A 23,158-nucleotide genomic window follows, 5' to 3' on the forward strand; every position below is an offset into this window, starting at 1 on the left:
GAGCGGCTGGCTGCACGGCGTTCTCCTTTCAAAGCTCCATCGGCAACCGGCGCCGATGCCCAATTCAATCACGCATATCAGAGGGCCATGGGTGGCACCGGCCATTGCGGCACCCCCGCGTTTTGCAGTTTTCCGGGGCCGCCAGTCTGCACGGGTGGCGTGGAAGGTGCGCCTCCATTCGCACTGAATACATCTGCGGCGCGCCAGAATTTCATGGGCGACACGTGCGGCTCGGGACATGCCAGAACGTTGTTCAGATCAACACCGTGATAACTAAGAAAGCTCAACATTCTGTAGAAGTTCTGCTTTCCGCTCCGGTAATGCCCGGTTTTTGGGGTCAAATAACGAACCTTTCCGCCAATGCAACATATTTCTCCACCGCATTGAACGGGCTCTCCAGCGAAGAAACTGGAGTGATGGAACAAGTTCACCAGATGCGTGTTCGAGTACAGGATGTTGTCAAATCCAAGTACGAAAATCGCCCAACCAAAGCCGGAGAAATGTGTTTCCCTTCCCGCCGTATCGTAGGGATCCCCATCCACGTCATCGACGACTCCGGCCGTGATGTCCAACTTGTAGGCCGCCCGCTCCTCCTTCGTGCAGTATTTGACGCCTTCGGAGATTTCCCGAGCGGAGGGAGCTGAAGCCTGATTGGCACCCCCCAGGTACATTCCGCCGGGATCGTCCTGCAAGTTCGCGGGGAAGACATGGTCTGCCCATGCCCCCATCGAAAGCGACCCGCCCGTAGCGGCATATCGGTCATACAGGGCTTTCATCTTGTTGTGTACGTGAGGGCCCCAATGGCGGTCGCCTCTCTCGGCGGCCAGCCCGGCCTGAAGCGCATTACCCGTGCGCTTGACGTCGCTTCCCGTAAGCTCTTTGCCAAACGGAAGATTGGGGACGGCGGTGATTTTATTTGCGCCGGGTACTTGACTTGAGGATGACTGCGAACCCGCATACCGGGCTTCCATCAACGCCAGAAATCTCTGGTTTGATTGGGTCAGCAATTGATTCACTGCACCCGAGCTCGCTCGATTGGTGCCAAACGTGGCAGTTACCCATTGAATACAGGCTCTTCTCACCGCACGCAGGGCGGAAATCTGCGCATCCATACCCGAAGCATGGTCATGCTTTTCCAATGCCGAGAAAATGGCATCGAGATCGGATTTCCTTTTAAACACCTTACCCATTCCGGTTCGACCGGTTAGCGACTTGAACTCTGATTTCGTTGGAACTTTTATATCTGCCATGCCTTGGTCTCCAAATGGCACTGATTATTTCAAGTCGAGACGATAAATGGTGTCAGGACAGTTTAAGGACCCTGCATCCTTCTAACAATTGTCCCTGACACATTTTTCAAATATTTGAAATTAAAATGTACTCTGGCCCGCTTCAGAGTTAACGTTGACTCCAATCAATAGCCTTTTCAAAAGCCGCATAGGTCTCTGATGACGAAAAATCTTCGCTCGGCGTAACACGCAATTTGTTCATCAAATCCTCCATCGAGCCATCGCCACCTGTAGTTACAGTAAACTCCTGAATGGATGCCATTTCATTGTTTCCCTTCAGATCGCCAACAAAATGGGTTCCCGTAAAGGATGTAACCACATAGAAATTATATGTACTTCCCAAAACATTCGCGCTGTGTATTTTTGTACCCAAACTCAATACAACAACTTGGTCGTTGCTCTCCTCTTTAGCCTCCCTAATCAATGCGGTTAACTTCGTTTCTCCGGCATTTATTGTTCCGCCAAAAAATTGCGGCATATCGCCGTACGCCAAGCTCGAAAGTTTTATCGGAAAATAGAATTTACCGCAATCGTCACCAATATCACTGAACAGTATTCCGTAGGATTTATTAGGCATAAAGTTTCCAATTATCGTTAAAAACTAAGCTGGCCCAATTTTTGTCACAAAGAGTGAACCGCGCCTCACCCGAACCCATACGAAAACTCCCCATCCGTCACCCCCACCTGCACTTTCGCAATCTCCTCACCCTCAATCATCTTGGTGAGGAACGCACGCGAAATATCCGGCAGCATGCTGTTGGTCAGAATCGCGTCGATCATGCGGCCGCCTGATTCGGTTTCGGTGCAGCGCTCGACCACCAGCTTCACCACATCTTCGCTGTAATCGAACGGGATCTTGTAGCGAGCTTCGACGCGCTTCTTGATGCGGTTGATCTGCAGTTTGACGATCTTGCCCAGCATTTCCGGGCTGAGCGGGTAGTACGGGATCGTCACCAGGCGGCCCAGCAGCGCCGGCGGAAAGATTTTCAGCAGCGGTTCGCGCAGCGCCTTGGCCATGCCTTCGTGATCGGGCATCAGCTCAGGGTCCTTGCACAGGCCGGCGATCATGTCGGTGCCAGCGTTGGTGGTCAGCAGGATCAGGGTGTTCTTGAAGTCGATCGAGCGGCCTTCGCCGTCTTCCATCACGCCCTTGTCGAACACCTGGAAGAAGATTTCGTGCACGTCGGGATGGGCTTTTTCCACCTCGTCCAGCAGCACCACGGAGTATGGCTTGCGGCGCACGGCTTCGGTGAGCACGCCGCCCTCGCCGTAACCGATGTAGCCGGGGGGCGCACCCTTCAATGTCGAGACGGTATGCGCTTCCTGGAACTCGCTCATGTTGATGGTGATGATGTTCTGCTCACCGCCGTACAGCGCCTCGGCCAGTGCCAGCGCGGTCTCGGTCTTGCCGACGCCGGAGGTGCCGGCGAGCATGAACACGCCGATCGGCTTGTTCGGATCGACCAGGCCGGCGCGCGAGGTCTGGATGCGCTTGGCGATCATCTCCATCGCGTGATCCTGGCCGATGACACGCTGACCCATCAGGCCGGCCAGGTTCATCACGGTTTCCAGCTCGCTCTTGACCATGCGGCCGACCGGGATACCGGTCCAGTCCGACACCACCGAGCCGACCGCCTGATAGTCGACGGAGGCGAGGATCAGCGGGGTTTCGCCCTGCAACTCGGCCAAGCGGGTTTGCAGGCCTTTCAGTTCTTCCAGTGCGGCCGCACGTTCGGCACCGTCCAAGGCGGCCTCGCCAGCCGGCGGTGCGCTCTTGGCTTCCGCTTCCTGGTTGGCCGACTCCTCCAGCGCGCTGCCGGTGCCTTCCACCGGCGCATTGGAGCCGCGCAGCTTCGAGCGGATATCGAGGACTTTTTCGACCAGTTCCTTTTCCGCGACCCAGTTCGCCTCCAGTGTTTCCAACCGCGCTTTCTGGGTGGCCAGTTTGTCGTTGGCGGCTTCCTCGCGTGTCGTGACGTTGACACCCACGTTCTTTTCGCGGGCGATGATGGCCAGCTCCGTCTCCAGCGCCTGGATGCGTTTGCGCGTGTCGTCCACTTCGGCGGGCACGGCGTGCTGGCTGATCGCCACGCGGGCGCAGGCGGTGTCGAGCAGGCTGACCGACTTGTCCGGCAACTGGCGCGCGGGGATGTAGCGGTGCGACAGCTTCACCGCAGCTTCCAGCGCCTCGTCCAGAATCTGCACCTTGTGATGCTTCTCCATCACGCTGGCGACGCCGCGCATCATCAGGATGGCTTTTTCCTCGCTGGGCTCGTCGATCTGCACGGTCTGGAAGCGGCGGGTCAGCGCCGGATCCTTTTCGATGTGTTTCTTGTATTCGGCCCAGGTGGTGGCGCCGATCGTGCGCAGGTTGCCGCGGGCAAGCGCGGGCTTGAGCAGGTTCGCCGCGTCGCCGGTCCCGGCGGCGCCGCCGGCGCCGACCAGGGTGTGCGCTTCGTCGATGAACAGGATGATCGGCTTGGTCGAGGACTGAACCTCCTCGATGACCTGCTTGAGGCGGTTCTCGAACTCACCCTTCATGCTGGCGCCGGCCTGCAGAAGGCCGACGTCGAGTGCGCGCAGCTGCACGTCTTTCAGCGGCGGCGGCACGTCGCCGATGGCGATGCGCATGGCGAAACCTTCGATCACCGCGGTCTTGCCCACGCCGGCTTCACCGACCAGCATCGGGTTGTTCTGGCGGCGGCGCATCAGGATGTCGACGAGCTGGCGGATCTCGTCGTCGCGGCCGACGATTGGATCCATCTTGCCTTCGCGCGCCTGCTCGGTGAGGTCGATGGTGAACTGCTTCAGCGCCTCCTGCTTGCCCATCTGCGCGGGGCCCATCGCGCCGCTGGCTTCGCCGGGAACGGCGCCGCCAATGTGGAAGCCGTCGCTGGCGCTCTGGCCATCCTCGGGTGAGCCGGCGACCACTTCGGCGAATTTCTCCACCAGCGCCTCGGGCTTGATCTTGTCGAACTCGGCCGAAATGGCCACCAGCGCATTGCGCAGGTGACGCGTACGCACCACGCCCACGAGGAGATAACCGGTGCGCACCTGCGCTTCACCGAACATCAGCGTGGCGAACACCCAGCCGCGCTCGACCGCTTCCTCCACGTTGCTGGAGAGGTCGGAGATCGAGGAGGAGCCGCGCGGCAACCGGTCCAGCGCGTCGGTGACATCGCGCGCCAGGTTGGACGGGTTGAGGTTGAACTGCTTGATGATGCGGTGCAGGTCCGAGTCCTGCAGTTGCAGGATCTGGTGGATCCAGTGCACCAGCTCGACATAGGGATTGCCGCGCAGCTTGCAGAACACGGTGGCGCTTTCGATGCCCCGGTACGCCAGCTTGTTGAGCTTGCCAAACAGCGCACTGCGAGAAATTTCCGCCATGACTTTTTATCCCTTCGGTTGATTGGCTATCGGAGCCCGCCGTCGCCGATGGATGCGGCAGCGAACCCTTGTTGATCGAATGGCGCCTGCGCGCCGCGTTACCCCACCGGCCTGAGTACGACGTGATCGGCATCGCCGTCGTACTGGCGCTGGCCCATCCACGTACTCAACCCCAACCGGCCGGCCTGGCCCAGGCGCGTCACCGGCACCTCATCCCGGTTCAGCACCAACTGCACATCCCACGCTTTCTCTTCGCCGATGTAGGTCTTGACTGCTGCCATCAGTTGCCGCAGCGCTTCGCCACCGGGCAGAAAATTGTTGAACTGCGCACGGTTCAACGGCCCCAGGCGCAGTCGGAAACGCTGCTGCGCACCCCATACGTATTCGCCCATCACCGCGGTCTGACCCAGGCCCGCCACCTCGCTGGAGTGGCCCAGCCGCAGGTGCGCCGTCGACGGCAGGCGCATCCACTCGGCCATGAATTCCACGATGCGCACCGGGATGCGGAAAAAGTCCTCCAGCAGCGTGCGCAAACCTTCCGCGTTGCGCGTCTGCGCCAGCAGTCGTCCCGCAAAAAACCGCTTGTATTGATCGGGCATGGCGTCGCGGCCGGCCAGGCCGGGCGTGGCCAAGCCCACCAGTGCCCCCACGTACGTACCAAAACGATCCTCCTGCGGGCGGTCGAACTGCACCGTCGGCTGCGCATCGGCCCAAACCCGGTAAAACAGGCTCGTCATGCGGTGATGAAAGATGTTGGTGAACGCGATGAAGGTGGAATCCTTCTCGTTGCGCTGGCGATCCAGCGCGTACTCGGTCAAGTGCAACGGCAACGGCGCATTGGGACCGAACAGACCGAAAAACAGGCCATGCATGCGCGCGGGCGCCCCCGGGCCACCGGGCTCGAAACGATCGATGGCGCGCGGCGCAAACGACAGCGACGGCGTGTGGCACAAGCGCACCATGTCCTCCGCCGGCTTGGTGGATTCGCCCACGCGCGGCTGCTCGGGATAGGCGCACTCCAACCGGCGGATGGCCTCGAAAAATTCGAAGTCCTCCGGCCGGTCGCGCAGCGCGTTCTGCAGCGCTACAGCGTCTGTCGTTTGCCGAGCCGCACCGGCCATCGGGCCACCTCGTTGCGTTCAAGGGTGCGCAGCACGGTTTCGGTAAACGAGTTCACCGAAACGTAGCGCGCGAAAAAATGCTGCATGACCGAGCCCAGCAGGAAGGCCCCGGTGCCTTCGAAGGCGCCGTCGTCACAGGTGAGCGTGATCTCCAGGCCGCGGCCGAAAGTGATCGGGCCGGGCACCGGAATGCGCCGCACGATCGGCTGCGAGCTGACCGCCTTGATGCCTTCGACCTGGCGTCGGGCGCTGGAGTCGAATTCATCGCAATAAAGCGTCAGCATCTCGCGCAGCGCGGCGGCGCCATCCTCGTTGCCGTCGCCCAGCAGCGACACGTAATTCAGTTGCAGGTGGCTCAACAGTCGCCACGCGGTTTCGCCCACCGCCACCGACGCGCGCGGCTTGGTCGGGCCGGCGACACAGCGGATGGATTCCACCGGCGCGCCCACGTCCAGCGTGAAATCGGTATGCGACTTGCCCACCGGCATCTGCAGTGGCAGGTCGCGATTGGTGCACAGCAATTGCATGCCGATCTGGCGCAACTGGGTGGAGTACGGCGCGTCGGCCGCATCGACCAGCGAGATGAACATCTCGTTGCCGACATAACTCGAGCGCGCGCCATTCAACTTTTGGCGCGCCGACAGCATCCGTGGCTCGCGCCGAACGGTATGGAACGCGGCGTTGCCGCTATGCCAGGTGCGCTCGTCGCAACCATAGAACGGCTGGAAGCGCTGTTCGGGCTCTTGCCGGTCGCCGAAGCCTTCGACATTGCTGACACTGTGGATCTCGAAATCCATCGGCCGCGTGCGGTCGGCCAGCACGTGGTATTCCGTCTTGCCCTGCTGCAGGTGGATGCGGTCGGCACGACGGGGAAAGAGGTTGATCGCCGGCGTGCAGAACAGGCGAAAGTTGCCCGCGTCCACGGCGTTGTGCAGCCGGCTGACGCTGCGGTCGAACAGCGCCACGATCTCGAATTCGCTGCTGTTCGAACGCGCCAGCACCTTGCGCAGGCCAGTGAACACGGCGAACAGGAAGCGTTCCGGGCAGGCGAAGTATTCCTGCAGCAGGCGATAGCCGCTGAACGAGCGGCCGCTGTAGGGAATCAACGCTTCGCTGTCGTCAAAGCCCTTGCTGTGGATGCTGCCGGCGTCGAGATGCTCTTCGATCGGACCGCTGGCGCCCTGCGTGCGCACCACCACGCCCACCGCGTTGGCCAGCAGTTGCTCGTACAACCGCTTGGGCAGTTCGTCGGCACCGGCGATGAACAACGGCAGCTCGTCCAGCGTCAGCATGTTGGCCTGGGCGCCGGCGGTGACCTGGAATTTCAGCCGCAAGCCGGCGCGTACGGTCTTGTTCGTTGGAATCGGCACGCCCGCGGCCGCAATGGCGGCAGGCGTCTCGAAATATTTGGCCTCGGTAATCTGCAGCGGCCACAGGCTGACGTCGTGCGCCGTGCGGTACTCGCAGGCGGTACGGTCATCGCGCCCGATCAGGCTGCGCAGCGCGGTATCGCGCGCCACGGTGTGACCGGTCACCAGTGCGCTTTCCTTCAGGTCCGCCTGCAATTGCACCACGGCCATCGAAGGCACCGGCGCCAGGTAGTGCGGGTAGATCATTTCCATCAGGTGCTGGGTGAACACCGGCTGCTGCGCATCGAGCTTCAACTGCACGCGCGCGGCGAGAAACGCGAAGCCTTCCAGCAGCCGCTCCACGTACGGGTCGGCGCATTCGAAGCCTTCCATGCCCAGGCGGCCGGCGATCTTCGGATACTCGCGCGCGAATTCGCCGCCCATCTCGCGGACGTGCTGCAATTCCCGGTTGTAATAACGCAGCAGGCGCGGATCCATGAGGCTCAGCCAAAACTTTCAGAAACGTTGAACTTGCCTGTTTCCAGGTCCACTTCGGTTTTCAGGTACAGGTTCAGCGGGATCGGCTGCGCCCACATCTCCGATTCGATGTTGAACACCAGCGATTGGCGATCCATGCGGGCGGTGTCGGACTGCACCACCACGCGCAAGGTGTTGCCGGTAAGCCGCGGCTCGAAAGCCAGGATGGCGTCCTTGATCTGGCGTTGCAGCGCACTGCCGTCGACGCCGGCCAAGGCCATGCCGGTGAGATCGGGGATACCGAAATTCAGTACCGAGCGGCTGACTTCCGGGTACGGCTCCAGATCCACATCGGTGCCCAGGTGCACGCAATTGAGCAGCCAGGAAATGTCGCGCGTCACGCAGTCGCGCAAGCGCGTGGCCGAGATCACCCGTTTCTCGCGGCTCTCTTCGGACTTGCCCGGCTCGTCGTCGGTCAGCCGGTCAAGCAGCGAGGGCTGCAGTCGTTCCTGGGTGGTGAGTTCGGCCATGGCTCGCGTACGCCCTGGTCAAACGCTGTCGAAAGAGATGGTGCGGATATCCAGCAACGGGTAATCGCCGGCATCCGTGGCGAGCATGCGCTGGCCCAGGCCGATGTAGGAGTCATTGCCTTGATCGATCCATTCGGTCTTGCGCGCCAGTACCACCTCGCTGTCCGCCGAACGTTCGGAGCCCGGGTAGCGACAGGGGACAAAACCCACGGCCTGGCCACCGTTGGCCCAGGTGATCTGCACCGGTGCCCAGATCTTGTCACGCAGGTCCGTGGGCGCCTCGAACACGAGCGTTTTCAGGCGTGCGAACGGCACCCAGGCATAGCCACCATTGACGATCAGTTCCAGGCACGGGCCGAAACGCGGATCGGCGTCAGCCAACCACTCGAACGGCGTGCCATCGATGTTGCCGCCCACTGCCGGTGCCTGCGCGAACGCTTGCTCCCGCAATGGCTCGGCCTGGCCATGCTGCCCACTGGCATCGAGCTTCAATGCCTGCAGCAGCAGCGCCATCCATTGTTCGGGCTCACCGATCAATACCGGCGAGCGCTCACCCTCCATCACCTGCACGCGGCCGCATTCACCCTGCAAGGCCTGCGTGTAGGCGTTAACCATCAGCATATGGTTGAGCCCGTCGAGCTCTCCGCTCACGTTCAACTGATTCTTCGCGCGTTCCCACTGCCCCAACAGGGCAAGCAGCTGGAACAAGAAAACCCGGCATTTCGCATCCGCGGGGTTGCTGCGCACTTGCGCCGTCAGCCCCTGCAGCGCCTCGTCCAACCGACCTTCCTTCAGCATGTTTTCCGGTGTCATGTCCACGCTCGAATTGTTTTTGGTGGCGAAACGGAACCGCAGCGAGAACCGGGGCGGCGAAAAACGCGCAGCCACGCAGGACGCGGCTGTTCGAAGCCCGCCGCCCGGTTCCCCAACATCGATCAGGCCTTGGCGACGCCCTGGATGTCGTAGGTGAACTCCTTCGCACCACCTTGCTTGGCACCCTTGTCATCCTGCGGCTGGAACGAGTACTTGAACTTGCCGAAGTGCAGGGTGATGTTCTCGGTGAGCTTGTCTTCGCCACCGCTGCCGCCGGTGGACACCGAGGTGATCAACACGCCTTCACTCAACTCGATGGTGAGGAAGTCGGTCTGCTCGCCGGTGGCGTTGGTGACGTACAGCCACGCGGTGTCGATGCGGCCACCGGTGCACACGGCATCGATCAACGCATTGGAGCAACCATCGACGTACTTGGTGATCGAGATGTCCTGCACGTGTGCCTTGCCGCCGCTGGCCGAACCGCCGCCCGTGTGCAGGTCACCCGTGTTGCTGACGCCCCACGACCACGCCAGGATCGGCACTTCGCCCTTGTGCTTCTTGTGGTTGGACGCGCCTTCGATCTTGACCTTGCCCGCGCCAAACTTGATGTGCATGTCGAATGCCATTGAAACCTCTCCTTGAACTCATCTGATTGAAAATCGATGCCGCCGGCGCGGGACTGTCCCCGCCGTCGGCATCGCACTTGCAGCGATACATCCCTTCGCGCCACCCGCTACCCGACACACTCCTGCTGAAGAAAATCAGCCCTCGCGCATCAGACGCATCGAGCTCTCTCCCCGTCGAAGGCTGGATGGTGGCGATGCACGAGGCATGCGCCGCCATCCGGCCGAACGTTGCTCAGGCCTTTGCCGCCGACGGCAGGCGTGAAACCAGTCGCAGCGACACGGTCAGGCCTTCCAACTGGTAATGCGGCTTGAGGAAGAACTTGGAGGTGTAGTAACCCGGTGCCCCTTCCACTTCCTCGACCACGACTTCGGCGGCAGACAACGGCTTGCGCGCCTTGGTCTCTTCGCTGGAATTGGACGGGTCGCCATCGACGTAGTTCATGACCCAGTTGGTCAACCAGTTCTGCATCTGCTCGCGGTCGGCGAACGAACCGATCTTGTCGCGCACGATGCACTTCAGGTAATGCGCGAAGCGGCAGCAGGCGAACATGTACGGCAGGCGCGCGCCGAGAGCGGCGTTGGCGGTGGCGTCCGGGTCGTCGTATTCCTCGGGCTTGTTCAGCGACTGCGCGCTGATGAAAGCCGCCATGTCGGAGTTCTTGCGATGCACCAGCGGCATCAGGCCCATCTTGTCCAGCTCGGCCGAGCGGCGATCGGTGATCGCGATCTCGGTGGGGCACTTCATGTCCACGCCGCCGTCGTCGGTGGGGAACGTATGCGCCGGCAGGCCTTCCACCGCGCCGCCGGACTCGATGCCGCGGATACGCGAGCACCAGCCGTAGGCCTTGAACGAGCGGTTGATGTTGACCGCCATCGAATACGCTGCGTTCTGCCAGGTGTACTTGGAGGAATCCGCACCGGCGGTGTCTTCCTCGAAGTTGAACTCCTCGACCGGGTTGGTGGCCGCGCCGTACGGCAGGCGCGACAGCGTGCGCGGCATGGCCAGGGCCAGGTACTTGGAATCATCCGATTCGCGCAGCGAACGCCAGGCGGCGTAATCGGGCGTGGAGAACACCTTGGCCAGGTCGCGCGGGTTGGACAGTTCGTTCCAGCTGTCCATGCCCATCAGCGACGAGTTGGCCGCGGCAATGAACGGCGCATGCGCCGCCGCCGCCACCTGGGCGATACCGCTCAGCAGTTCCACGTCGGGCGGGCTGTGGTCGAAGTAGTAGTCGCCGACCAGGCAGCCATACGGCTCGCCGCCGAGCTGGCCGTATTCCTCTTCGTACATCTTCTTGAAGATCGGGCTCTGATCCCACGCCGTGCCCTTGTAGCGCTTCAGCGTCTTGCCCAGCTCCTTCTTGGAGATGTTCATCACGCGGATCTTCAGCTGCTGGTCGGTCTCGGTGTTGTTGACCAGGTGATGCAGGCCGCGCCACGCGCTTTCCAGCTTCTGGAAGTCGGCGTGATGCATGATCTCGTTGATCTGCTCGCTGAGCTTGCGATCGATCTCGGCCACATACGCGTTGATGGTCTGGGTGACATCATCGGAGACGATGTCGGACTTGCTCAGTACCTGCTCGGCCAGCGTGCGTACGGCGGATTCGACTTCCTCCTTGGCGCGCTCGCTCTTGGGTTTGAACTCCTTGCTCAGCAGCGCGGCGAAGTCGCCCGCTTCGAGGGTTTCGGTGGCGCCGCCCTGTTCGGCCTGTGTTTCGGTTGCCATGTGTTTACTCTCCGTCCGTGTCGGCGGGCTTGGCCGCCGATACCAGCGATTGCAGCAGTGCGGGGTCGTTGATGGCCTGGGAGATCAGCTTCTCCGCGCCGGCCTTGCCGTCCATGTAGGTGCCGAGGTTGGCCAACTGGGTGCGGGCCTCCAGCAACTTGGCCACGGCACCGACCTTGCGGGCCACGGCGGCGGGCGAGAAGTCGTCCATGCTCTCGAACGTGATGTCCACGTTGAGGTTGCCTTCGCCAGTCAGCGTGTTGGGCACGGCAAAGGACACGCGCGGCTTCATCGACTGCAGGCGGTTGTCGAAATTGTCGACGTCGATCTCCAGCGCCTTGCGCTCCTCGATCGACGGCAGCTCGCTGTTGTTGACGCCGGACAGGTCCGACATCACGCCCATCACGAACGGCACCTGGACCTTTTTCTGCGCGCCGTAAACCTCGACGTCGTACTCGATCTGCACGCGCGGCGCCCGATTTCTGGCGATGAATTTCTGACTACTCTGCTTGGCCATGCTTTTTGTCTCCTCGGAGGAAGGGCAACTTGTTCACTGGGCGCAACGTGGCCGGCCCGTCGGGCGCATGAGCTCGCAGCGGTGCCATGCAACCGCCGCGATGCCCTCGAAAAACCAGCACTTGATACCCCTTTTTCAGATGCGTTCACGTCATGCCCGCCCCGCGGGCTGCGCACGAAGACGCGCACAGCGATGGAACGTGCCGCGGAAGCGATTTCAGACAGAAATGTCGCTCCACCTGTTACTGCGTGGTCGCGCCGTGAACTTGCTCAAGGCGCCGAAGTCGGCGTTTATCTTTCGTTCATAATCGAAAGACGGCCGCAAAAAATGTCCGGCGTGGGGCGCACGCGGTCGACATGCAGACGGGTTGGATCAGGCGTGGCGGCGGAAATAAAGCCAGGCGGCCAGCGCCAGCACCATGGCGGGCAACAGGTTGGCCGGCAAGGCGGGCACGCCGTAGACGGTGCCGAAGTTGACCAGCGCCTGTTGCAGGAAATACCAGCCGATGGCCAGCAGCATCCCCACGAACATGCGCTTGCCCAGGCCGCCGGAACGCAGCGTGCCGAACGCGAACGGCATCGCGCACAACACCAGCACCAGCACGTTGAGTGGGTACAGGGCACGGCCCCAGAACGCCACGGCGTAGCTGCCGGGGCTTTCGCCGTTGCGCTCCTTGTAGGCCATGTTGCTGAGCAGATCCCGCATCGACAGGTACTGCGGCTGGATCATGTTCTGCGCCAGCACCTGCGGGTCCAGGCTCGACTGCCACGACTGGGTGTCGGTCTTGCGCGTGTGCACGCCCTGCGCGTCCAGCACGCTGCTGCGCACGTCGTGCAGCATCCACTGGCTGCCTTCGTGCTCGGCCGTGCGCGCCCAGTCGAAGCGGCTGAGCCGGCCGTCGTCGGTCATGGTGAACACGCGGACGTCCGCCAGTTGCACGGTGCCCCGGGCGCTCAGCATGGCCGCCTTGGCGTTGATGATGTTGTTGCCGTCGCGCGCCCACAGGCCGCTGTTGGTGGCCATGCCGAGGTTGCCGGCCTTCAACCGCAACTGCATCGCCTGCGCCTGCTGGTCGCCCCACGGCGCGGCCGTTTCGCCCAGCACCACCACGCCCATGATCAGCACCCCGATCACCCCGGCGGCCGATGCGGCGATGCGCAATCGCGACATGCCCGCCGCCCGCAACGCGGTCAGTTCACCCGTCGACGCCAGCCCACCCAGACCCAGCAAGCCGCCGATCAGGGCGGCATTGCCGAACATCTCGTAGGCGCGGCGGGGAAAGGTCACCAGCACGTAGACGATGGCGTTGTTGAGCGTGTAGCCGTTCTTGCCCACGTTGTGCAGCTGGCGCACCAGTTGGGTCATGGCATCGAAACCGGTCAGCACCAGCCACACCATCAGCAGCGAGCCGAGCACGCTCATGCCCACCAGCCGGTCGACCCGCTTGATCGTGAACGTGCTCATGCGTTGTCCGCCGCGGGCCGCAAGGCGGCGATTTTCCGTGGGCTGTACTGCTTCCACAGCAACCATGCCGCGAGCAGCACCACCAGCAGATGCAGCCCCCACAACGGCGCCTGGTTGTGCCAGTGGCCCTTGCCGATCTGCGCGCGGCCCATCGCCAGCAGCAGGTAGTACAGGTAGAAGAGGATCACCGCCAGCAGCAGCCGGCCGTAGCGCGGTTCGCGCGGGTTCTGCCGTGACAGCGGTACCGCCAACAGCAACAGCACCAGGGTCAGTGCCGGCGCATTGGAGCGCCAGGCGAATTCGGCACGCGCATCGGGGGCGTCGGTACGGGCCAGCGTCCAGCTGTCCAGCGCATGCACGGGGTCATCGTCGTCATCGCCCTGCACGTCGGAGAGCGCGGTGTCGTTGCGCGCGTAGTGCATGCTGCGCCAGTCATCCGTGCCCAGCGGAATGTCGTATTGCCAACCCTGCTTGAAGGCGATGAAGCGATTGCCGCCATCGCTTTCCTGGTACAGCTGGCCGCTGGCCGCGCTGACCAGCTTGATGTGCGGCTGGCCGTCGCCGTCGCGCTGCGTGGCCACGAACGTACGCCCCAGCTGGCTGCCGTCGCGGTTCAGACTCTCGACGAAAATGATGCCGCCCTTGCCCGGCAGATCGGTGAAGCGGCCCGCATCCAGCCCCACCGCGATCACCGAACGGTTCGCCGCGGCCACCATCATGTCGCTGGTGCGCACCGCCCACGGCCCCAGCCACAGCGACACCACGGCGGTGATCAATACCAGCACGCCGCTCAGCAACAGCACGGGTTTCAACAAGCCGCTCGCGCCCATGCCCGACGACGCCAGCACGTGCATCTCGCTTTCGCGGTACATCCGGCCCAGGCCCATCAGCACGCCGATGAAGCTGGCCAGCGGCAGCATGTTGGTGAGGCCGTCGAGCGTGCGCAGGCCCAGCACCTGGAACATCACGCTGGCCGGAAAGCTGCCGCCGGCCACTTGCTGCAGCACGCGGGCGAACGCGCTGCCGGCCACGATCACCAGCAACACCACCACGGTGGCGGCCACGGTTTGCGCCAGTTCACGCAGGAAATAGCGGTCGAGGATGCTCAGCATGCGATAAACTAACCCGCTCTCCAGCCGTGCCCAGACCGGCCGGCAAACCGCGAGTTTAGCCTGTCCGGCCCGCGCCGGGCCCACACAGGAATCTTCCGATGACATTGCAGTTCAGCCTGGGCGCCGCCGCGCCCGAAACCGTCGACAGCGCCTGCGTGGTGGTCGGCGTGTACGAACACGGCGTGCTCAGCAGCGCGGCGGCACAGGTCGATGCCGCGGCTGAAGGCGTCATCAAGCGCCAGCTGGAAAGCGGCGACATCAGCGGCAAGGCCGGCGACTGCGTGGTGCTTTTCGCGCCGGCGGGCATCGCCGCGAAACGCGTGCTGGTGGTGGGCCTGGGTGCGCAGAAGTCGTTCGATGGCGCGCGCTTCCGCAAGGCCTGCATCGATGCGGCGCGTGCGCTGGCGAAGCTGCCGGTGGTCGAAGCCGTGTCATATCTCACCGAACTGGACGTGCCCGGTCGCGACAGCGCCTGGCGCGTACGCATCGCCGCGCTGGCGGCCGATTACGCCGCCTATCGTTACACCGCCACCTTCAAGCCGCGCGACAAGAGCCCGCTGCCCAAGCTGGGCACGCTCACCTTCGCTGCCGGCGACGATGCCCAGCGTGGACTGGAGCAGGCGTGCGCCATCGCCGAGGGCGTGCGCTTCGCCCGCGACCTGGCCAACCTGCCGCCGAACATCTGCAACCCCATCCATATCGCCGAACAGGCGCAGGCCTTCGCCAACGGGCAGGCGCAGGTCAGCTGCACCGTGCTCGATGAAGTCGAGATGGAGAAACTGGGCTTCGGTTCATTGCTGGCAGTGGCGCGCGGCTCGGTCAACAAGCCGCGGCTGATTGCGCTGGAATACAAGGGCGGCAGCGAGGGCGACAAGCCCTACGCGCTGGTCGGCAAGGGCGTCACCTTCGACTCCGGCGGCATCAGCCTGAAACCCAGCGCCGGCATGGAGGAAATGAAATTCGACATGGGCGGCGCCGCCGGCGTGCTGGGCGCGTTCGTGGCCGCGGTGAAGATGGGCCTGAAGCTCAACCTGGTCTGCGTGGTGCCCAGCGTGGAGAACATGCCCGGCGGCGACAGCTACCGCCCCAGCGACGTGCTCACCAGCCTGTCCGGCCTCACCATCGAAGTGCTCAACACCGACGCGGAGGGCCGGCTGATCCTGTGCGATGCGCTGACCTGGACGGCGCAGCAGTTCAAGCCGCAGGCCATCGTCGACGCGGCCACGCTCACCGGCGCCTGCGTGGTGGCACTGGGCAAACACGCCAGCGGCCTGATGAGCAAACACGACGACCTGGCCGCCGAACTGCTGGCCGCCGGTGAGGAAACTCTCGACCGCGCCTGGCGCCTGCCGCTGTGGGACGACTACCAGAGCCAACTCGACTCCGGCTTCGCCGATGTCGCCAACATCGGCGGCAAGAGCGCCGGTGCCGTCACCGCCGGCTGCTTCCTGTCGCGCTTCACCGAAGGCCAGCGCTGGGCCCACCTCGACATCGCCGGCACCGCCTGGGACGAAGGCCGCAAGGGCCTGGCCACGGGGCGGCCGGTTGCGTTGCTGGCGCAGTGGCTTATCGACCGGGATTCGTGATTGGGGATTCGGGATTGGCAACAGCCGAAGCCCGCACCCCCATCGAATCCCAAATCCCGAATCCCGAATCCCGGCTTTAAAACCATGCGCGCCGATTTCTACCTGATCGACAAACCCCGCTTCCGCGAGCAGCCGTTGTTGCTGGTCTGCGAGCTGACCAAGAAGGCGTTTGCCGCGCAGCAGCCGCTGTTGATCCTGACCCGCGACTTCGCCCAGGCCGAGGCGGTCGACGAATTGCTGTGGTCGTTCGACGAGGACAGTTTCATCCCGCACCAGTTGGCCGGTGACGAGGATGACGCGACCACCGCGGTGCTGATCGTGCCGCTGGGCCTGGAAACTGCCGACCGCCCGCTGGTGCTGAACCTGCGCGACGCCTGCGCGCCCGGCAACTACCAGCGCGTGCTGGAGGTGGTGCCCGCCGACCCGTCCGCGCGCGAAGGTTCGCGCACGCGCTGGAAGGAATACCAGCGGCGAGGTTTCGAGGTACGCAAGTTCGACATGTAGGCCTCAAGCGCTGTGGGAGCGACTTCAGTCGCGATGCCTTTTCACGGGATTCGGGATTCGGGATTCGGGATTCGGAAAAGTCGAAAGCATCGCGACTGAAGTCGCTCCCACACAACGTGCCTCCCGCCGACCGATCCATCAGCCGGGCTCGATTTCCTCGAGGTCGATATTGGCGTAACAGATCAACGCCGCGGCCAGCTGCTCACCGGTCACCGGCTTGCGCAGGAAGCCGTCCATGCCCGCGGCGCGCGCCAGCGCCTCGTCCTCGCTGCCCGAGCGCGCGGTCACCGGCACGATCGGCAGGCGTCGACCGGCGCCCTCGCGCTGGCGGATCAGCCGGGCGATCTGGAAACCGTCCACGCCGGGCAGGTCCAGATCCAGCAATACCACGTCGAAGCGCGAATGCGGCAGTTCGGCCAGCGCCGCCAGGCCGTTGTCCACGTGGCAGACCTGGTGCCCCTGCTGCTCCAGCAATCCACGCAACACGGCGGCCACGATGGTGTCGTCTTCCACCAGCAGGATGCGGCGCGCGCGATTGCCCTCGACCGGCGTGACCGGCGCCGCTGGCGGCGGCTCGGGCAGCGGCAGGCGCACGCGGAAGGTGCTGCCGCCGGCCATGCGCGATTCCAGCTCGATGCTGCCGCCCATCATGTCGGCCAGTTCGCGGCAGATCGCCAGGCCCAGGCCGCTGCCCGCGCGCCGCTGCGGCCCCGCCTCCTGTTCGAAACGCTCGAACAGTCGCGCCTGACTGGCCTCGGGGATGCCCGGACCGGTATCGCTGACGCTGAAAAGCAGACCGTCGGCGCTGCGTTGCGCCCGCACCGTCACGCTGCCGCGCTGGGTGAACTTCAACGCGTTGTTGGCGAGGTTGAGCAGGATCTGCTTGACCCGCACCGCGTCGCCGACCACCCGTTCGGGCAGGTCGTCATCCACCTGCAGCACGAAGCGCAGACCCTTGGCCTGTGCCAGCCCCTGCTCCAGTTGCGCCACGTCGGTGACCAGCTGGCGCGGGTCGAACGGCGCCAGCTCCAGCTCCAGCCGGCCGGCCTCGATGCGGGCCAGGTCCAGCGCATCATTGAGCAGCTTCAGCAACATGCCGCCGGAGCGTTGCATGGCTTGCGCGTAGTCGTGCTGTTGCGCGTTGAGCGGCGTGCCCAGCAGCAGCTCCGCCATGCCCATCACGCCGGTCATCGGCGTGCGTATCTCGTGACTGAGCGTGGCCAGAAACTGCGTTTTGGCCGCGCTGGCCTGCTCGGCCAGTTCGCGCTGCTGCTCGATGAGCTGCAGGCGATAGCGCTGGGCCATGCGGTTGCGCCACCCGCGCAGACCCAGGCCGCCGACCAGCGCCAGCACCGCCACGTAGATCGCCCATGCCCACCAGCGCGCCCACGGTGGCGCCTGCACGTGGATGCGCAGCGGCGTGGCCAGGTGTCCCCACACGCCGCTCGGGCCGGCGGCCATCACCTCGAGCGTGTAATCGCCTGCAGGCAGGCCGGCAAAATCGCGCTCGCCGCGATGGTCCACGTCCACCCAGCTGGTGTCGAAGCCGGTCAATTTGAAGCGGTAGCGATTGGCCTCCGGATTGACGTAGGACGCCACGCGCACTTCCACGCGCAGATCGCGGTCGCGCCAGTGCAGCGGCACCACGGAACCATCGCGTGGCAGCGCGTGGATGGCACCATCACGCTGCACGTTGAGGCTGGCCAGGGTCACCTGCGGCGGCGAGCCGGCGGGCACCGACGCGGGGAAAAGCGCCGGCTGGAATGCCACCACGCCGCCGCTGTTGGCGGCAAACATCATGCCGTTGGATGCGATCGCCACGGCACCGCTGTTGAACTCCACATTCGACAAACCCTGTGCCGGACCAAACGATTTCAGTTGCCGGCTGTCCTTGCCCAGTTGCCACAAACCGGGATTGGCAAACATCCACAGATTCCCGGTCCGGTCGATGCGCAGGTCGGTCAGCACCGACGTGAACGGCTTCGCGCTGATGTCGACGCTATCGTCGCGCCGGGCCTTGCCGTCGGCGTAACGGTAATGGTCGATGCTGCTGCGCGTCACCAGCCAGAAGCCACCGGCATCGCGCGCAAACGTGAGGATTTCATGCCTGGGCACGCCGTCAACCAGCACCATCTGCTGCGACGCCGGATCCCAGCGCCGCAACCCGTCGGCGCTGGCGTACCACGGCCCATCGGCGTAGCAGCCGATCTGGTCGACGGCCACCGAATCCTCGGTAGGGTCCTCCATCGGTATTTTCGATATGGCGCGACTGTCGGCGTCGATGGCGAAGACGCCGCCGCCCCAGGCCGCCACGTAGATGCGGCCGTCGGTGGCGGCGCAAAGCATCACCGGCCGCATGATGCCGGCCTTGCGGATATCGATGGGCGACAGCTTGCCGTGATCGAACAGATGCAGTTCGCCCGGGCTGGCGATCCACAGGCGCCCGCGCAGATCCTCCGCCAGCCACACGATCTGCCCACGCACGCCGCGCACCACGTGCTGGACCTTGCCGGTGGTGGCGTCCAGCTTGTCGACCCAGCCGTTTTCGCCACCCACCCACAACTGGCCGTCGCGCGCCAGCAGGATCGCCGACGCGGCGATGTTGGACAGGCTGGTCGGATCGTCCGGCACATGGGTGAAACGGGCGAAGCCGTTCCAGTCCGGCGGCAGGTAGGCGACGCTCGATTGCTCGAAGGTGATCCACAGGCCGCCTTCGTGATCCAGCGCGGTCTGCCAGATCTTGCTGCCGGGCAGCCCGCCCGGCAACAGCGGCTGGCCGGCGATGGCCTGCAGCCTGCCGTCGCCCGTATCCAGCAGCAGGCCATCCATGGTGCCGATCCACAACCGCCCCTGCGCGTCGCGCGTGCTGCTGGGAATGCGCCGGGCGGCCAGCGCCTTGTTCGCCACGGGGCGCGCCACGCCGTCGCTGCCAATGACCAGCAACCCGCCGGTCATCGACACCCGAACCTCGCCGTGGCCGCCTTCGATGTGCCAGGCCATGCCGACGTCGCCCTCGAAGGACGGATCGATCGGCACCCGGCTGATAGTGCCGTCGCCACGACGCAGGAAGAGGCCGCGCCTGGCGCCTATCCACAACCGTCCATCCGCATCGGCCAGCAACGCGCGGGTCTCGCCGAACGATGCGGCGTGTTCGCCCGCCGCGTCCAGCGCAAGATGATCGAAACCGTTGCCGTCGGCACGCAGGCGATCCAGGCCGTGGTCGGTAGCCACCCACAGCGTGCCGTCGCTGGTTTCGGCGATGCTCCACACCTCGTTGCCGGAGAGGCTGTCCGGCTTCGCATCGCCATGCTGCCAATGGCGAAAGCGGTCACTGCGCTGATCGTAGGAAATCAGCCCGGTGGAAATGCCGCCGGCCCAGATGCGGTTTTCGCAATCCACGAACAAGGCGTAGGTGGTGTTGGCCGGCAGCGACTCGGGGTCGGCGTCCGAGTGCCGAAACGTCTTGAAGCTGACGCCGTCGAAGCGCACCAGCCCGGCCGACGAGCCGAACCACATGAATCCGTTGCGATCCTGCGCCACCGCATACACCGGCCCGCTGGGCAGGCCATCGGCCACGCCATAGCGACGGAATTGCGGCGTGGGCAGGGGGCCGACAACCGATGCACCGGCGACGGGCGCGGTAGTGGCGGACGCCGACGCGGCGTACGCCATGTTCACGGCAAGCACCAGCAAGGCGGCCGCACGCACTGCGTGTCGCAGGAACATTGCCAACATGGATGTCCTCCCCGGCGCCCATCATGCCAAAAGCGGCCACATGCGGCGAGCGCCGACGCGTCCGGCGTGCGGCCTGACACCGTGCCGCGGCCCCGGCGCTCCGTTACCGGGGCGCATGCACACTAGAATGCCGGCATGCCCCGACGCTTCCGACTTCTGCTCACCGCACTGGCCCTGGCGGCGCTGCTGTGGCTGCTGTTTGCCGCCGCCGAGCGCGCACTGGCGCTGGCGCAACGTTTCCTGGCCTTGCCCCCAGCGCTGCAATGGACGCTGGGCGGCGCGCTGGCGATCTTCGCCGCGGCCGGCCTGTCGGTGCTGTGGTGGCTGCTGCGGCCGCGACGCAAGCGCCGACCGGTGGCGGCGCCCGATCGCGGCAGCCTGGAGCAACGGATCGACCAATTGCACAGCCGCGGCGCCGACACCGACGCGCTGGGCAGCGAGCTGGCCGAACTCGACCGCCGCCGCGCCAGCGAGCGCGTCTACGTGGCGCTGTTCGGCGAAATCTCCACCGGAAAATCCAGCCTGATCCGCGCACTGGCGCCGCAGGCGATCGCCGCCAGCGACGTGCGCGGCGGCACCACGCGCGAGGTGCGCCACCACGACGGCCAGTTGCCCGACGGGCGCACCCTGGTGCTGGCCGATGTGCCCGGCAGCCGCGAAGCCGGCGGCGAGGTGCACGAAACCCTGGCCCGCGAGGAGGCACTGCGGGCGCATGCGGTGATCTACCTGTGCACCGGCGACCTCAACCGCCAGCAGGCTGAAGAACTACGCTGGCTGGCCGATTTCGGCAAGCCGCTGCTGCTGGTGCTGAACAAGGCCGACCAATGGGACGCGACCGAGCGCGAGCAGTTGCTGGCCCACCTGCGCCAGTTGTCGCGTGGCATCGCCAGCGCGGTGCTGGCGATCAGCGCCGGCGGCAGCGAGCGCTTCCAGCGCACGCTCGCCGATGGCCGCACCGAAACCGTCGAACGCCAGCGCCAACCGGCGATCGAACCGTTGCTGCGCGCCCTGGCCCGGCTCACCGCCCGCGGCGCCGAAGGCCTGGAAAGCCGGCGCGAGAACGCCGTGCTGGCGGGCCTGCATCAACGCACCGGCGCGCTGGAAACGCAAAGCCGCGCCGAGGAAGCCGAGCGCATCGTGCGCAAATACGCCCGCCGCGCCGTGGTGGGCGCGCTGGCCGCGGTGGCGCCGGGCAGCGACCTGGTGATCCAGGGTGTGCTCGCCACCGGCCTCACTCGCGCCCTGGCCCAGTTGCATGAGGTGCCGGTCAGCGATGTGCAGATCGAGGATTTCGTGCGCCAGGCCCGGCTCACCCTGCGCACCGGCAGTTCGATCGTGCTGGCCGTGGCCGGCAATGCGCTGAAGGCGTTTCCCGGCCTGGGCACGCTGGGCGGCGGCATTTTGCACGCCTTCGCCTACGCGCTGATTTTCGACGCGATGGGCCGCGCGCTGTCCGCCTCGCTGGCCGAACGCAACACCCTCGACCAGGACGATGCCGGCGCCCGCCTGAAAGCCCTGCTCACCGACGCCGACGGCCCACGCCTGCGTCAGCTGGCCGCGCTCACCCTCGACGCCGTGCGCGAGCGCAACGCACCACCACCCGCCAAGAACCTGTAGGAGCGACTTCAGTCGCGATGCTTCTGTTTTTTGACCCCCCAGAGCAGAAGCATCACGGCTGAAGCCGCTCCTACAGGGGGGACACACCGTTCGTCGATCTGCTACTGGCAGCTTCACTACCCGTCAGCCAGACTTCGGCCATCCATTTCCGCCTGCAGGACATCGCATGAAACTGCGCAGCACTACCGATCGATGGGGCGCGATCGCCAAGGCCTTCCACTGGACGATCGCGCTGGCGATCCTGGGCAACGGCGCGTTCGGCCTGCTGATGGATCTCTCCCATTCACCGATGCAGAAGATCAACTGGCTGGCGCTGCACAAATCCATCGGCCTCACCGTGCTGGCGCTGGCGTTGCTGCGCCTGTTGTGGCGGTGGTTCGATGGTCGGCCACCTGAGGAGCCGGCACCGCGCTGGCAACAATGGTCAGCGCGGGCGGTGCACGCTTTTTTGTACGCATTGATCGTGGCGATACCGCTCAGCGGCTGGTGGTTCAATTCGGTCACCGGCAAGCCGCTGCAATGGTTCAAGCAGTTCAACCTGCCCGCGCTGGTGCCGAAGGACGACACGCTGCGCCACTTCGCCCACGGTGTGCACGAGTACCTGTTCTGGTTTCTGCTGCTGGTGCTGGTGGCGCATGTGGGCGCCGCGTTGAAACACCATGTGTTCGACAACGACAATGTGTTGCGCAGGATGCTGCCGTTCGGTCGCCCGCGCCCGCTTCCGGATACCGAAGGAGACCGCCGATGAAACGCCCCGTCCTGTTATCTGTCGCCCTGCTGCTGGCGCTGGCCTTGCCCGGCCTTGCCGCCGCCACCGATTACACCGTGCAACCGGCCGCCAGCACGCTGGGTTTCAGCGGCAGCTTCCAGGGCGAAACGTTCAACGGCCATTTCGACACGTGGAACGCGGCCATACGCTACGACCCTGCCGACATGGCCCATGCCGCGTTCGACGTCACGGTGACCCTGGCCAGCGTGAAAACCGGCGACAGCGATCGCGACGGCGCCCTGCCCGGCAGCGATTTCTTCGACGTGGCGAAATTCCCCACCGCCCACTTCGTCACCACCGGTTTCCGCCGCAACGGCGCGCAGGTCATCGCCGACGGCAAGCTCACGCTGCGCGGCGTCACCAAGCCGGTAAGCCTCGACGTGACGTTCCAGCCGGCCGCCCAGGGCGCCACGCTGGATGTGGATGGCGTGGTGCATCGGCTCGACTTCGGCGTGGGCGGCGGCGAGTACGCCGACACGTCGGTGATCGGCGCCGACGTGAAGGTCACCGCGCATCTGCAACTGACCGCGAAATAA

At 64.7% G+C, this 23,158-nt stretch carries 18 protein-coding genes; 5 read left to right on the plus strand and 13 right to left on the minus strand.

Annotation, left to right across the window (positions count from 1 at the left end; all coding sequences use genetic code 11):
- Positions 1 to 77: 77 nt before the first annotated feature.
- The 12 genes from ASD68_RS17020 to lptF all read right to left on the minus strand — a co-directional run bounded on the left by ASD68_RS17020 (position 78) and on the right by lptF (position 14,411).
- On the minus strand, positions 78 to 1,250 hold the full coding sequence (locus ASD68_RS17020) for a hypothetical protein (RefSeq protein WP_156458442.1): 1,173 nt from the start codon (positions 1,248 to 1,250) through the stop codon (positions 78 to 80).
- A 148-nt stretch (positions 1,251 to 1,398) separates the two neighbouring features.
- The gene (locus ASD68_RS17025; RefSeq protein WP_156458443.1) at positions 1,399 to 1,866 is read right to left on the minus strand and encodes an NUDIX hydrolase; all 468 of its coding nucleotides are present in this window, start codon (positions 1,864 to 1,866) and stop codon (positions 1,399 to 1,401) included.
- Positions 1,867 to 1,931: 65 nt separating this feature from the next.
- Positions 1,932 to 4,676, minus strand: coding sequence for a type VI secretion system ATPase TssH (gene tssH, locus ASD68_RS15905; RefSeq protein ID WP_056608519.1), 2,745 nt, complete (start codon positions 4,674 to 4,676; stop codon positions 1,932 to 1,934).
- Between the two features lie 98 nt (positions 4,677 to 4,774).
- On the minus strand, positions 4,775 to 5,797 hold the full coding sequence (gene tssG, locus ASD68_RS15910) for a type VI secretion system baseplate subunit TssG (protein WP_056608521.1): 1,023 nt from the start codon (positions 5,795 to 5,797) through the stop codon (positions 4,775 to 4,777).
- Positions 5,761 to 7,644 carry a type VI secretion system baseplate subunit TssF gene (gene tssF / locus ASD68_RS15915; RefSeq protein WP_056608524.1) on the minus strand — a complete coding sequence of 628 codons (1,884 nt, stop codon included), beginning with the start codon at positions 7,642 to 7,644 and terminating at the stop codon, positions 5,761 to 5,763. Before tssF ends, tssG begins: the two co-directional genes overlap by 37 nt.
- A gap of 5 nt (positions 7,645 to 7,649) precedes the next feature.
- Complete coding sequence (tssE, locus tag ASD68_RS15920; protein WP_056608527.1) at positions 7,650 to 8,153, minus strand: type VI secretion system baseplate subunit TssE; 504 nt, start codon at positions 8,151 to 8,153, stop codon at positions 7,650 to 7,652.
- Positions 8,154 to 8,171: 18 nt separating this feature from the next.
- Positions 8,172 to 8,972, minus strand: a complete 801-nt coding sequence (locus ASD68_RS15925; protein ID WP_304437675.1) for a type VI secretion system accessory protein TagJ — start codon at positions 8,970 to 8,972, stop codon at positions 8,172 to 8,174.
- Between the two features lie 116 nt (positions 8,973 to 9,088).
- Positions 9,089 to 9,592, minus strand: coding sequence for a type VI secretion system tube protein Hcp (locus ASD68_RS15930; RefSeq protein WP_056608529.1), 504 nt, complete (start codon positions 9,590 to 9,592; stop codon positions 9,089 to 9,091).
- Positions 9,593 to 9,824: 232 nt separating this feature from the next.
- Positions 9,825 to 11,318, minus strand: a complete 1,494-nt coding sequence (gene tssC / locus ASD68_RS15935) for a type VI secretion system contractile sheath large subunit (RefSeq protein WP_056608532.1) — start codon at positions 11,316 to 11,318, stop codon at positions 9,825 to 9,827.
- Between the two features lie 4 nt (positions 11,319 to 11,322).
- Positions 11,323 to 11,835 (minus strand): type VI secretion system contractile sheath small subunit, encoded by a 513-nt coding sequence (gene tssB / locus ASD68_RS15940; protein ID WP_056608536.1) that lies wholly within the window; start codon positions 11,833 to 11,835, stop codon positions 11,323 to 11,325.
- Positions 11,836 to 12,207: 372 nt separating this feature from the next.
- Positions 12,208 to 13,299, minus strand: a complete 1,092-nt coding sequence (lptG, locus tag ASD68_RS15945) for an LPS export ABC transporter permease LptG (protein WP_056608540.1) — start codon at positions 13,297 to 13,299, stop codon at positions 12,208 to 12,210.
- Positions 13,296 to 14,411: an LPS export ABC transporter permease LptF gene (lptF, locus tag ASD68_RS15950; protein ID WP_056608543.1), complete on the minus strand. Its 1,116-nt coding sequence runs from the start codon at positions 14,409 to 14,411 to the stop codon at positions 13,296 to 13,298. Before lptF ends, lptG begins: the two co-directional genes overlap by 4 nt.
- Before the next feature lie 98 nt (positions 14,412 to 14,509).
- Between lptF and ASD68_RS15955 the strand changes: the two genes are divergently transcribed.
- Positions 14,510 to 15,997, plus strand: coding sequence for a leucyl aminopeptidase (locus ASD68_RS15955; protein ID WP_056608546.1), 1,488 nt, complete (start codon positions 14,510 to 14,512; stop codon positions 15,995 to 15,997).
- Positions 15,998 to 16,081: 84 nt separating this feature from the next.
- Positions 16,082 to 16,501, plus strand: coding sequence for a DNA polymerase III subunit chi (locus tag ASD68_RS15960; RefSeq protein WP_056085515.1), 420 nt, complete (start codon positions 16,082 to 16,084; stop codon positions 16,499 to 16,501).
- A 138-nt stretch (positions 16,502 to 16,639) separates the two neighbouring features.
- On the opposite strand, the gene ASD68_RS15965 is transcribed toward ASD68_RS15960, so the two are convergent.
- Positions 16,640 to 20,236, minus strand: a complete 3,597-nt coding sequence (locus ASD68_RS15965; RefSeq protein WP_056608548.1) for a hybrid sensor histidine kinase/response regulator — start codon at positions 20,234 to 20,236, stop codon at positions 16,640 to 16,642.
- Positions 20,237 to 20,371: 135 nt separating this feature from the next.
- Here ASD68_RS15965 and ASD68_RS15970 point away from each other — a divergent pair, with 135 nt between their 5' ends.
- From ASD68_RS15970 to ASD68_RS15980, 3 genes are all read left to right on the plus strand, one after another.
- On the plus strand, positions 20,372 to 21,853 hold the full coding sequence (locus tag ASD68_RS15970; protein WP_056608552.1) for a GTPase: 1,482 nt from the start codon (positions 20,372 to 20,374) through the stop codon (positions 21,851 to 21,853).
- A 166-nt stretch (positions 21,854 to 22,019) separates the two neighbouring features.
- On the plus strand, positions 22,020 to 22,601 hold the full coding sequence (locus ASD68_RS15975; RefSeq protein ID WP_056608555.1) for a cytochrome b: 582 nt from the start codon (positions 22,020 to 22,022) through the stop codon (positions 22,599 to 22,601).
- Positions 22,598 to 23,158 carry a YceI family protein gene (locus ASD68_RS15980; protein ID WP_056608558.1) on the plus strand — a complete coding sequence of 187 codons (561 nt, stop codon included), beginning with the start codon at positions 22,598 to 22,600 and terminating at the stop codon, positions 23,156 to 23,158. Before ASD68_RS15975 ends, ASD68_RS15980 begins: the two co-directional genes overlap by 4 nt.

It is taken from the genome of Rhodanobacter sp. Root627 (assembly GCF_001427835.1).
In the GTDB taxonomy this organism is placed as follows: domain Bacteria; phylum Pseudomonadota; class Gammaproteobacteria; order Xanthomonadales; family Rhodanobacteraceae; genus Rhodanobacter; species Rhodanobacter ginsenosidimutans.